Genomic DNA, 11,693 nt, shown 5'->3' with positions numbered 1-11,693 from the left:
TCCTGTCTACTTGTCCACAGTGCGATCCAGATACTGGGTCAGCGCACAGACCAAGTGGTAGAAGATGCTCGCCGGCACGTCCGATGCCAGCGAGCGGCCGCGCTCATCGATACGGTCGATCCACAGACCGAGCGGGGCCGGGTCGATGTGCCAGCGGAACAGCCGACCGACGCGCGCCTCGATCTCCGGCTTCAGATCAGGACCGCCCGAGCCATCCAGCGCGATCGCCGCCTTGAGCGCCTCGGCCTGCGGCCAGCTGCGCGATATCAGGTCGAGCGGCAGGCCCTGCCGCGAGACTGCCCCATAGGCAAGGCCGGTGGCACGGTTGAGGCCGTTGGCGATCGCCGAGGCATAGAGTTTTCGGGCAAAGACGCTTAGTTCAGCCTGGCCGCTGCGACCGGCGAAATCGACCAGCAGCGATGCCCATTCGAAGTGGTGGCCGGGTTCGGTCCAGGTCCCCTTCTCTCCGGAGACCGGTTTCCATTCGGCATCGAAATACTCGCCGAGCGTCCAGCTCTCAGGGTCGAAGAAATGGCTGCGGAAGAGGTCGATGATGCGCGCCGCACGACGCAGATGCGTGCGCTCGCCGGTCGCCTGGTGCCAGGCCAGGAAAGCTTCGAGCAGATGCATGTGCGGGTTGGAGCGCCGCTCGCCCGTCGCGTCCGATGTCTCGAGGAAGCCGGTCATGCGGCTGTCCTCCAGATGCGCATCGAGGAAGGCGAAGGTCTCTTCGCCGAGCCGCAAGGCATCGGGATTGCCCGACATATGCGCGTGCGCCAATGCCAGCAGGATGCAGGAATGATCGTAGGCATCCTCGACCGGGTCGGCGACGGAGCCATCGACATTCAGCGTGCGCACCCAACCGCCCCGTTCGGTGCGGCCCTGCCCCGCCATGAAGTCGATGCCATGCGCGATCAGCCGGTCGGCCGGGCCGGTCCAGCCGTGCTCCTTGGCAACCGCGAAAGCATAGATCTGCCTGGCCTGGGTGCGCATGCGCTTGGGTTTGATGAGCGGCTTGGCGTCGAAACCCAGCGCCTCGTGGAAGCCGCCATGGCGCTCGTCGACGCCTGATGTCGACCACAACGGCAACGTCTCCTGGAACAGCCAGTGATGCACCCGTCGCCGCCAGGCGCCGCTTTGGATGACGCGGTCATGCGCGGGCGTAAATCTGGTTTCCAGCCGTCCCGATTTTTCGAGTTGCTCGACGATCTTCTTGACGTGCTGGCTATGACTGACCGGAGCAACGAAAGTGGCATCGGCGGTCGAAACGATGGCAACGTCCTTCATGCCGATCGCCGACAGCAGGCGGCCGTCGCTGCGGATATAGGAATTCTCGCAATCAATGGCGACGACATCGCCGACGACGACATTGCCCTGGCCGTCGGCGGGACCGACATCGAGGAGCGATTGCCAGGAGCCGAGATCGTTCCAGCGGAAACCGGCCGGCACCATGGCTATGTCTTTTGCCCGCTCCATGATGGCATAGTCGATTGAGTTCGAAGGGATCGCCGCGTAAAGCTCCAGCGGCATATAAAGGCCGGACAGGTCCGCTGTGGCCGCCTTGTAGGCCGCTTCGGTGGCGTGCCAGATATCGGGCTGGAATGCCTCGAACGCGTCGCGCATGACACCGGCCCGAAACAGGAAGATGCCGGTATTCCAGTAGAAATTTCCCGCCTTGAGATAGTCGTTGGCCGTCGCAAGATCGGGCTTCTCGACGAAGCGCGAAACGTCGAATACCCCGCCCTTCTCGGCCGATACCTCGATATAGCCATAACCGGTTTCCGGCTGGGTCGGCCTGATGCCGAACACCACCAGGCGGCCGGCGCGCGCCGCCTGCGATCCCGCTTCGATGCTTTGCCAGAATTGCCCTGCCGTCGATATTTCATGGTCCGAGGGCACCACCAGTACCAGGCTGTCGCCGAATTCCGACAAGGTGCGCAGGGTCGCCAGTGCGACGGCGGCGGCAGTGTTGCGTCCCGCGGGCTCGAACAGGGGGCCGCCACCGGCAAGATCGAGACCGGCCAAGTCGGCACGGACACGGTCGGCATGACGCTCCGAAGCAATCAGGAAGATCGGCGTCTCGCCAGCCGCCCTCGCCGTCAGGCGGCGCAAAGTCTTGGCCAGCATGGAACCATCGCCCGACAGATCGTGGAACTGCTTGGGATTGTCCTCACGTGACAGCGGCCATAGCCGAGAACCGACGCCGCCGCTCATGACAAAACTGACGATCCGCTCGGTCATTCAGGTCTCGCGCTCGGGAATTGAAGGTCGATTGAGTAGCACAGACGCCTTTTAAGCGGTATCTGCCCGATTGGAAATCCGCCCGGCCGCCAGTTCGATAAAGGCCTTTACCAAGGGCGAAAGGTGGCGGCTGCTCGGATAGAGGACGTGCAGTCCGCCGGCCGGTGTCGTGTAATCCTCGAGAACGCGCTGCAGGCGCCCCTGATCGATCAGTCCTTCGGCCATCGCCTGGGGCAATTGGGCGATGCCGAAGCCCGCGAGCGCGGCCGCAACCACCGCCTGCATTTCGTTGGCGGCGAAGCGCCCCGCGACAACGACCGTCTCCTGGCCTTGTGGTCCATCCAGAACCCAATGAGCAGCTGAGGCCGATGGGCCCGCGATGACGCATCGATGGCGCGCTAGATCCGCCGGACTTTCCGGCGTTCCGTATCGTGTTAGATAGTCCGGGCTTGCGCAGAGCAGCCTGCGCGTGGCGCCGAGCTTGCGGGCGATCAGCGTCGAATCCTGAAGGGTGCCTGTGCGGAAGGCAAGGTCGATACCGTCCTCGACCAAGTTGAGCTTGTCGTCGGTAAGGCGAAGCTCGACGTTGGTCTTCGGATACAACGCCAGAAAGTCGACCACGGCGCGGATGAGAAAGTGGCTGCCAAAACCTACCGGGGCTGAAATGCGGATAGTGCCCGACGGTTCTGCCCTCGCCTCCGCGAGACGCAGATTCGCTTCCTCTATAATCCGCAGTCCCTGGCTGCTCTGCTGATAATAGGAGCGCCCGGCATCCGTCAGGTTGAGGCTGCGTGTCGTGCGCTGCAGCAGGCGCACGCCGACCTCGCGTTCCAGCGCGGCGACACGGCGGCTGACCGTCGTCTTGGGTATGGCGAGCAGGCGCGCGGCGGCGGTGAAGCTGCCGGCTTCGACGACGCGAGCAAACACGACGATATCATTGAGATCAATCATTGTGCTCACCAGTGGAACAAAGTTTTCCAATTATAGGCAATTATGCATCAATCGGACAGGGCCTAGTTTTGCTCCGGACAAACAAGCCAGACAGAGAAGAAGGAGCAGACGAAATGACCAGCAAACGAAGCGTTCTTGTGACCGGCGCCACGGGCCAGCAAGGTGGCGCGGTTGCGCGTGCCCTGTTGGCTAGAGGCCATCACGTCAAGGGACTGACGCGCAAACCGGACAGCGAGGGCGCGCGGCAACTGGCGTCGGCGGGCGCCGAGGTGGTAGCCGGCGATCTCGGTGACGCGGGCTCGGTCGTGAGCGCCGCAGAAGGCGTCGACACCATGTTCCTGATGGGCAACAGCTATGAAGCCGGCCTCGAGGAGGAGACCCGTCTGGGGATCCTTGCCGCCGATGCTGCGAAGGCCGCCGGCGTCGGACACCTGATCTATTCCTCCGTTGCCGACGCGGACAAGAAGACAGGCATCCCGCATTTCGAAAGCAAATATCTGGTCGAGCGGTATATCGAGCAGCTCGGCATTCCGTATTCGATCAGCGCGCCGGTGGCCTTCATGGAGAATGCCGTTGCGCCGTGGTCGATCGGTGCGCTCAACCAAGGCGTCCATGCCTTCGCGATGCCGCCCAAGCGGGTGCTTCAACTGGTCGCCCTGGCGGATATCGGCGCCTTCGTGGCCGCTCTGGCCGAGCGGCGAGAGCGGGTGTTCGGCAAGCGCTTCGATTTCGCCGGCGACGAATTGTCGGGCGAAGAACAGGCCGCAATACTGTCCGGCGCCATCGGCCACCCGATCCGCTATCAGGAAATACCGATCGCAGTTGCTCGTCAGCAAAGCGAGGACGCTGCGCTGATGTTCGAATGGTTCGACCGCGTCGGCTACGACGTCGATATCGCCATCTTGCACAGGGAATTTCCGGAGGTGCGCTGGCACGGCTTTGCCGACTGGGCGCGGGCGTTCGACTGGAGCGTTCTGACGACCAAAGCGCCAGAACGCTGAACTAGAAGGTCTGGTTGTAGGCGCCGACTTCCGGGCTGCGGCGCAGCACGGCGTCGACGGCATCGAACATCTGCCGGCGACGCTCGGACGAGACCGGGCTTTCGACGACCACGACCAGTTCCGGCTTGTTCGACGAGGCGCGCACCAGACCCCAGGTGCCGTCCTCGGCGACGATGCGCACGCCGTTGACGGTGACGAGGTCCACGATCTTCTGGCCCGCGAAACTGGAGCCGTTCCGCTTCATCGCCTGGAATTCGGAGACCACCCGTTCGACGACGTCGTACTTCACCTCGTCCGCGCAGTGCGGAGACATGGTGGGCGTGCCGAAGGTCAGCGGCAGCGCACGGTAGAGATCGGCCATCGAACTGGCCGGGTTGCGGTCCAGCATCTGGCAGATGGCGATTGCCGTGACCAACCCGTCGTCATAGCCGCGCCCGATCGGGGGGTTGAAGAAGAAGTGGCCTGACTTTTCGAAGCCGGCGACCGCGCCGAGTTCGGCAACGCGGCGCTTGATGTAGGAATGGCCGGTCTTCCAGTAGTCGGTAACGGCGCCATTGGCGTGCAGCACCGTGTCGGTGTTGAACAATCCGGTCGACTTGACGTCGACGACAAAGGTCGAACCCGGATATTGGCTGGAAATGTCACGCGCCAGCATGACGCCGACCTTGTCGGCAAAGATCTCGTTGCCTTCATTGTCGACGACACCGCAGCGATCACCGTCGCCATCGAAACCCAGCCCGACATCGGCCCCTGTCTCCAGCACCTTGTCCCTGATGGCATGCAGCATCCGCATGTCCTCCGGATTGGGATTGTAGCGCGGAAAGGTGTGATCGAGTTCGACATCGAGCGGGACCACTTCGCAGCCTATGCGCTGCAAGGCTTCCGGGGCAAAGGCTCCGGCAGTGCCGTTGCCGCAGGCGGCGACCACTTTGAGCTTTCGTGTGATGCGCTTGTCCCCGGTCAGGTCGTCGAGATACGTGGCGCGAAAATCTCGGACGAAATCATAGGAGCCGCCGCCTGTAAGGTCGAAATCGCCGGCCAGCACGATCGCCTTCAGCGCGCTCATCTCCTCGGGCCCGAAGGTCAGCGGCCGCGCCGCTCCCATCTTGACGCCGGTCCAGCCATTTTCGTTGTGCGAGGCGGTGACCATGGCCACCGACTGCGTCTCCAGTGCGAACTGCGCGAAATAGGCCATCGGCGACAGCGCCAGGCCGATGTCCTTCACCCGTGCGCCGGCCGCCATCAGCCCGGAAACCAACGCCAGCTTGATGCCAAGCGAATAGGAACGGAAATCATGTCCGGTGACGATGTCAGATCCGGCGCCGAGACGCCGGATCAGTGTGCCGAGCCCCATGCCAAGCGCCTGGACGCCGATCAGATTGAGTTCCGGCGGCACCGTCGAACCGGGATGGCCGAACCACCAGCGCGCATCATATTCCCGAAAGCCGGATGCCTTGATCAGCGCCGCGGTTTCGAATTCGAAGCTGTTGGGCCAGGCCTCGGCGACGATTTTTGGGGGCAAGACAGCAGAGCTCCAGGCGGCAAAAACACGATCTATCGAGGCAGCGGCTTAGCACACAAGGCTTTAAGCCGCGTTTATCCCGGATGGAAATCCGGGCTTTACGGCACTACCCGACGAAAGCGGACGAAATGCGACAGAAGGGCTGCCATTGCCGCTTGCAGGAACGAAGTGTGGCGGCTATAAGCCCGCGGTCTGGTCACGGAGTGTAGCGCAGCCTGGTAGCGCACCTCGTTCGGGACGAGGGGGTCGCAGGTTCAAATCCTGCCACTCCGACCAGAAACAACAATGGGTACGCGCTGCGACGATGGCGCTATCCCACAGATATCCCGACAGAAATAGCTATGTGTCTACGTGGCGCGTCCCCGCCAGCGGGCGCACGCCCCGCCGCCGTCGAAATCCTGCCGTTGCAGGCCGGCGCCATGCCGACATCTTCGCCGACACTTCGCGCTGCAAGCGGCATCGGCTACCGCCACCGCACCTCTGTCATCAAGGAGTTAGGCCGGTTCGTCGAGTGGTACCGGGTTTTCCACATCTGACGAGCCGGATCGGCGAGGCTCCGGGCGTACCCGGCCCTTTCAAGAGCCGAGCATGGCTTTGCGAATCGAGCCATCATTTATCAGTGCCTTGATCGTTGCCGTGGCGAAGAGCCGACTTCTTGAGATAGGGCGCGATAGAAATCAGGGCTGTGACCAAGCTGCTGAAAACGATCCAGCCAACTATCTCTTTTTCCGATACCTTTCGATCATGTTTGATGCCTGTTGCCGGTGGCGTCCGCGAATGGACGATTTGCGCCAGATCGGCCCGGCTGCCATGCCGGATCGAATAGGCGCGGGTAATTTCCGCGCCGAGTAGAAAGACCTCCGATGAGTAGTAGACCCACAGCAGCACCACAAGCAGCGCCCCGGCAGCGCCATATGAGGAAGCGACAGTGCTTGTGCCAATATACCAGCCGATCAACGACTTTCCGATGGTGAACAAAAGCGCCGTGATCACGGCGCCGACGCCCACATCACGCCATTCGAGTGAACGGTCCGGCAGAACTTTGTAGATGGCAGCAAACATGAGTGCGATCAGAACAAAGGAGACGACGGTATTTATGGAGGCGAGGATAAACTCGCCAAAAGGCAGGTGAGCGTTGATCACTTGGGCAAGCGCCGATATCGCCGCGCTCGCAACCAGCGAGACCAGAAGTAGAAAGCCCAGCGCTCCCACCAAGCCCAGACTTGCCGCGCGAGCCCGCACCAAGCGCGAAATGGAAAATCCGGTGGGTGGCACTTTCCACATCTGGTTCAGTGAAAGCTGCATCTCTCCGAACACCCCGGATGCGGTGACAAACAGAGTGATCAAGCCCAAGATGGTCGCCAAGGTCCCTGCGGTTCTCTGGGAGGCGCTTTCGATCGCTGCTTGCAGCAGATCGGCACTTTGAGGACCCATGACGCCTGAAATCTGTGCCGACAACGCGACCTGAGCGGCATCGTTCCCGAAGCCCAGACCGGCGATGGCAACAACGATCAGTAGGATTGGAGCGAGCGAAGTGGTCGCATAGAAAGCCATCGCCGCCCCGTGGCTCAAGCAATTGTCGTCGACGAAGCCGCGGATGCTCTCGCTCAGCAGGTGCCAAAACGCAATCAGCGACCGTGACATTGTTAGCCTCAAGACTTTTCGCAGCTCGGCTGGAGAGTTCGCCGCAATACCGGCGGACAATCTTGCGGACGGATTATGACCTTCGTCACCATGACTCCGTCCGCACTTCCACGCGCTTCACTCACGATCTACCCTTTGCTTCAACTCGCGACGTAACTCCGCGTTCCCAAGGCGGGCTCGAAGGAAAAGGTCAGCACATTGACGCCTGCTGCTTGTACCGGCATCGCAAGATCACTGCTTCGGTGCCACCGGCACAGATGCGAACGACGAGAGCATTTGATCGGGCTCTCAAGTGCTGGTGCGTGGGCGGCGGGCCTTGCGGGAGCATCACCTCAACGCCGCGAAAATCGCTCACGCGATCGACGAGCGGAACACGCGGTGGCGTTGCAAAAATCGAAAAAAGCTGGCCAGCTGCTTCGCCGGAACCGTTACGGAATGAGATGACCCCCACAGGCAAACAGGAGGACAATCGATGAAAACCGCAATTCTGACTGCCGCCGTGGTTCTGGCCATGCCGGGTTTTGCCTCTGCCAAGGACAAATGCGCCGACGCCAAGGATCAGGTCACCATGAACCAGTGCGCCGATGCTTCGTTCAAGAAATCGGACAAGAAGCTAAACGAGCTCTACAAGCAGATCGAAACCCGCCTCAAGGACGATGCGGATGCCAAGAAGCTTCTCGTTCAAGCGCAGCAGGGCTGGGTTAAATTTCGCGATGCGGAGTGCCAATTCCAGGCTGCGGGGGCGGCTGGAGGAAGCATGGCACCGATGCTCATCTCGATGTGCATGGACAGCTTGACGCAATCCCGTGTCAAGAATTTCGAGGGTTACCTGAATTGCCAGGAAGGCGATGTGAGCTGCCCCGTTCCAACAGCGAACTGACGCCCACAATTGGTTTGATCACAATGCAGCGGGAACCAGAAACTCGCTGGGTTTTGCGGCACAATTTCGTCCAAAAAGCCGTTTTGGATTCACCTGATGCGGTGCGCCTGGTGGCGGGGCATAACCCGCCACAAGGTTGTTGGCAAAGGTGATGGCTTATTTGGAGCCGCCAAGTGCCTTCAATTTCTCGCAGAACTGAGCATGAGGCTTGCTCATCGCCGCGTCGTTGCATTCCTTCATCATCTTGTCCTGATCGGCCTTGGCCATCGCAGCCCAGGCCTTTTTCATATCGGCGTCCGGCTTCATCGTCTTCATGCTCGCGTCTGTGAAGAACGGGGCCATCATCTTGGGTTCATCGAGCGCGCCGGCAAGCGCCGCGCCGCCAACAATCGTGAAAGCAAGTGCGCCTAAACAGGCAGTTTTGAAGCTCATGAAATTATCCTTCCCTATTTTTGTGCCCGGACCGTCGTTTGCGATCAGGTGCGGTTTCTAACTCTATATAAGCAACATCTAAAAAACGGCGAATGTTGGGATGTCGCTTCACAAGTCAATCACATCCTTGAAACGAATGGCGCCGCGCGGCGGACTGTATCCGCCTTTTTCGGATTACCTCAGCCGCCGATATGTCTCGCCTGCTGCCGCTGGCACTCAAGGCTTTGACCAGAGCATAAGAACACCTCCTGGTTCTTGGCCGCCAGGAGGCCTGCGCAAGATTGAGCGGCGGATGTCGCGACTGGATATTGGCGACTATCTCGGCCTCACCATCGAAACTGCGTTGCGGATCTTCACCCGCCTCAAGGACAAAAGCGTCATTCGCCTGCTCGGCTTGCGCGGCATCGAAATTCTAAAGCAGGACGAGCTGCTGAACATGGGCAATAATGCGCCTCGCTCCTCCAACGTCACCCGCAAGGGCACGGTGCACGCCGCCTAGCGGAGGCCGAAAAAGCTCAATATCGCTATCACGATGACCACCGCTCCGATGAGCCAAATGATATTGTTCATGATCTCTCTCCTGTTGCCTGGTGAGTTGCCTGGTGAGCCCGCGCCTCTGGCGGAGGACGCGGGCCGATCAGCCTTTGCCTGCTGATCTTCAGCGGACCTCAAACTGTGATGCCTGCTGTGGAGATAAAACCATTAGGCTTATCTAATGTTCCGTAGCCTGACAGGATCTCGAAATAGCTAAGCAAACTGCTTTTGTGGGACAGAGACAGATTGGTCCTCACAGCGGCAGTTGCGCTGGCCTGCGCGCGCGGACGACGATGATGCGGCAGCGTAGCTGCCCGGGAGAACCAACCGTAATTGTAGAAGAGCCGATGTCGCGAACATCCCGGGTGAGGACTCATGAGAGTCCGTCGCCAAACATTGCGATTTTTCTCCAGGTCTGGTCACGATCCGATAGCCAGCCCTTCGATTTACCATACGTCCCAGCTGTCCCGGGAAGCCCGGAACCAAAGGGATCAGCAGCAGTTGTACCCAACGAAGGGCTAACAAAGGCAATGGAGAAATTGCAATGAAAACAGTGGCCATCTGCGCTTTGGCGCTTTCGCTGGGGTTCCCAGCTTTGGCATCGGCCGCCCAGACTGACGTTGTCATCGAGACCCATCATCGACATCATAGCCACGTCAGGATCATCAATGAGGAGGGCCAGCGCCTTCATCATCGTCACCATGGACAGATCGCGTTCTACGACCATGGCCGCCGGCATCACCATCGGAATACCGTTGTTGTCACCGGCTCCGTTTCCACCCATCACCGTCATCATCACCCGGTGGTGATGGAAAACAGCGGCTACTGATCGCCGACTGGTGGCCCGGCTCTCGATCAAGCCTGGCCACCAGGTGCGAAAGAGAACCGGGCCAATTCTGAGATCTCGTCATCGCCGGAAATAAATTGCGCGAACTTGGGTCCCTGAGCCCAGGCAATTCGTCGTATCCTACGCCGGACGGGCCTGTTGCTGCACCAAAGGGGAACTTGGTGATCAATCAGCTAAGGACTACTCCAGCCACCATGAAGGTAATAGCCACAGCGAAGATCGGTGCGAGCAACCAGCGCGCCTGGCCAACACTCTTCTCCATCGGCTTCCTCCCATAATCTCGTAGCGGACAAACGGTGGCAAACAGCGGCTGTTCCGGGCGCCGCGGCCGGCAAGACCATTACGTCTTGGGGCAAGACCTAAGTCCCGCACCTCGCCAGACCGAAGCCCAGCCCTGGAACGTTTGCCCGCCCTCCAGAGTTCGGTTGGCTGGGCGCGAGGACCATCAAAAAAGAAGCGGACGTAGATGACCACGACAATCTCGAATCGTGAAAACGCAAGATCCGATGCCTTGCAGCTGCGCGTGGCAGACCTCAGGAGCAGGATGCGCGACGCGCGGATCACCGAGGGCGAAATCAAGACCTTCCAAAAGGTCGCGGCCGTAATGGAGGACGGTCAAGGCCGGATCGCTGGCGACGATTTGATCGCCGCATCCTTCGTTACCGACGTGCTGACGGACACGACGCGCCCTGAATGACCATGCCAACAATCAGCAGGCTTTTTGAATCCCATTCCGAAGCAGCCCGGATCGCCGGCAACCTTTTGGCGGCCGGGGTTCCTCGCGTACAGATCGCGATTATCGGGCCCTACCATGACGAAATCGGTGTCCTGAAATCTCCCGCTGTCATGCTTGGCGCCACCGCCGGGCTGTTGGCGTGCCTGAGCGCTTTTGCTGTCCACGGCATCAATCCTTTTGCGACCGGCCTGTCGGCGACGGCCCTGATAGGCTGCGGCTGCATCCTCGGCGGGTTGTTCGGAGCCATGGCCGCGGGCGCCAGAAGGTTTGAGCGTAGAGGCGTCGGCGAAGGAGTTGTGCTGGTGACGGCCCATGTCGATGAGAATGCCACTGACGTCGCGCAAATGGTGCTCGGTGGTGGTTGTGTCCCCATGACCGGATTGGACGCCGAAGCAGCGTAAGATTTCGATGACATTGAATAAACGGGCCGATACCCAGTGCAGAGCGCGAGCACTGGGTATCGGCCCCTCAACCTTTGACGAGATGGGCATCGGCCCCTAGTTTGATCGATGAATATGAGGGAGCCGGTAAAACGGCGAACCGGACGCGGACATGAATTTGATCTCAACGACAGGATCGGCACCGGTTCTTCTTGCTACGGCGTTTCTTGTTGCCGGATGCTCCTCGATCGGCAGGACGGCCGATCCGGCCAAATACGAGAGCATGAGCTGCACCGAGCTCAACAGCGCCGTGGGAAGCAGCGCGAGCGACATCTCGCAAACCGCGATCACCCGCGGCAAGGTCGCCAACACCAGCGTGCCGCGCTGGCTGCCTGGCGGATCGCGCGTGAAGATGGCGGTCGCCAACCGTGAAACGGCAAGGATCGACCGGTTGAAGCAACAGCAGGATGCCGTTGTCGCCGTGCGCGCACGCAAGTGCGCCAGCTCAGCCGGCTGAGCGAACAG

At 60.7% G+C, this 11,693-nt stretch carries 12 protein-coding genes and 1 tRNA gene; 7 read left to right on the top strand and 6 right to left on the bottom strand.

Features of this window, described 5'->3' with window-relative positions:
* Positions 1-6: 6 nt before the first annotated feature.
* Both O7A61_RS05560 and O7A61_RS05555 read right to left on the bottom strand, forming a co-directional pair.
* On the bottom strand, positions 7-2,241 hold the full coding sequence (locus O7A61_RS05560) for a mannose-1-phosphate guanylyltransferase/mannose-6-phosphate isomerase (protein WP_337128902.1): 2,235 nt from the start codon (positions 2,239-2,241) through the stop codon (positions 7-9).
* Positions 2,242-2,292: 51 nt separating this feature from the next.
* Positions 2,293-3,192, bottom strand: a complete 900-nt coding sequence (locus O7A61_RS05555) for a LysR family transcriptional regulator (protein ID WP_337128901.1) — start codon at positions 3,190-3,192, stop codon at positions 2,293-2,295.
* A gap of 113 nt (positions 3,193-3,305) precedes the next feature.
* On the opposite strand from O7A61_RS05555, the gene O7A61_RS05550 reads away from it, so the two are divergent.
* On the top strand, positions 3,306-4,193 hold the full coding sequence (locus tag O7A61_RS05550; RefSeq protein ID WP_337128900.1) for an NmrA/HSCARG family protein: 888 nt from the start codon (positions 3,306-3,308) through the stop codon (positions 4,191-4,193).
* Position 4,194: 1 nt separating this feature from the next.
* Here O7A61_RS05550 and O7A61_RS05545 read toward each other — a convergent pair whose 3' ends face one another.
* Positions 4,195-5,715, bottom strand: coding sequence for a phosphomannomutase/phosphoglucomutase (locus O7A61_RS05545; protein ID WP_337128899.1), 1,521 nt, complete (start codon positions 5,713-5,715; stop codon positions 4,195-4,197).
* 199 nt (positions 5,716-5,914) lie between these two features.
* Between O7A61_RS05545 and O7A61_RS05540 the strand changes: the two genes are divergently transcribed.
* Positions 5,915-5,991, top strand: a tRNA-Pro gene (locus O7A61_RS05540).
* Between the two features lie 333 nt (positions 5,992-6,324).
* On the opposite strand, the gene O7A61_RS05535 is transcribed toward O7A61_RS05540, so the two are convergent.
* Positions 6,325-7,359 (bottom strand): YihY/virulence factor BrkB family protein, encoded by a 1,035-nt coding sequence (locus O7A61_RS05535; protein WP_337128898.1) that lies wholly within the window; start codon positions 7,357-7,359, stop codon positions 6,325-6,327.
* Between the two features lie 472 nt (positions 7,360-7,831).
* On the opposite strand from O7A61_RS05535, the gene O7A61_RS05530 reads away from it, so the two are divergent.
* Positions 7,832-8,239 carry a lysozyme inhibitor LprI family protein gene (locus O7A61_RS05530; protein WP_337128897.1) on the top strand — a complete coding sequence of 136 codons (408 nt, stop codon included), beginning with the start codon at positions 7,832-7,834 and terminating at the stop codon, positions 8,237-8,239.
* Between the two features lie 156 nt (positions 8,240-8,395).
* On the opposite strand, the gene O7A61_RS05525 is transcribed toward O7A61_RS05530, so the two are convergent.
* Positions 8,396-8,671, bottom strand: a complete 276-nt coding sequence (locus O7A61_RS05525) for a hypothetical protein (RefSeq protein WP_027143995.1) — start codon at positions 8,669-8,671, stop codon at positions 8,396-8,398.
* A gap of 100 nt (positions 8,672-8,771) precedes the next feature.
* Between O7A61_RS05525 and O7A61_RS05520 the strand changes: the two genes are divergently transcribed.
* Positions 8,772-9,170, top strand: coding sequence for a helix-turn-helix domain-containing protein (locus tag O7A61_RS05520; RefSeq protein WP_337128896.1), 399 nt, complete (start codon positions 8,772-8,774; stop codon positions 9,168-9,170).
* Between the two features lie 408 nt (positions 9,171-9,578).
* Here O7A61_RS05520 and O7A61_RS05515 read toward each other — a convergent pair whose 3' ends face one another.
* The gene (locus O7A61_RS05515; protein WP_337128895.1) at positions 9,579-10,064 is read right to left on the bottom strand and encodes a hypothetical protein; all 486 of its coding nucleotides are present in this window, start codon (positions 10,062-10,064) and stop codon (positions 9,579-9,581) included.
* 532 nt (positions 10,065-10,596) lie between these two features.
* On the opposite strand from O7A61_RS05515, the gene O7A61_RS05510 reads away from it, so the two are divergent.
* The 3 genes from O7A61_RS05510 to O7A61_RS05500 all read left to right on the top strand — a co-directional run bounded on the left by O7A61_RS05510 (position 10,597) and on the right by O7A61_RS05500 (position 11,685).
* On the top strand, positions 10,597-10,749 hold the full coding sequence (locus O7A61_RS05510; RefSeq protein WP_442921048.1) for a hypothetical protein: 153 nt from the start codon (positions 10,597-10,599) through the stop codon (positions 10,747-10,749).
* A complete protein-coding gene (locus O7A61_RS05505; RefSeq protein WP_337128894.1) occupies positions 10,746-11,189 on the top strand; it encodes a hypothetical protein in 444 nt (147 codons plus the stop codon). The genes O7A61_RS05510 and O7A61_RS05505 overlap by 4 nt, the downstream gene beginning before the upstream one ends.
* 151 nt (positions 11,190-11,340) lie before the next feature.
* The gene (locus O7A61_RS05500; protein ID WP_337128893.1) at positions 11,341-11,685 is read left to right on the top strand and encodes a hypothetical protein; all 345 of its coding nucleotides are present in this window, start codon (positions 11,341-11,343) and stop codon (positions 11,683-11,685) included.
* Positions 11,686-11,693 lie beyond the last annotated feature (8 nt).

It is taken from the genome of Mesorhizobium sp. Cs1321R2N1 (assembly GCF_037179725.1).
In the GTDB taxonomy this organism is placed as follows: domain Bacteria; phylum Pseudomonadota; class Alphaproteobacteria; order Rhizobiales; family Rhizobiaceae; genus Mesorhizobium; species Mesorhizobium salmacidum.
The sequence above is the reverse complement of the archived record's forward strand: the minus strand, read 5'-3'. Positions and strand labels throughout refer to the sequence as shown.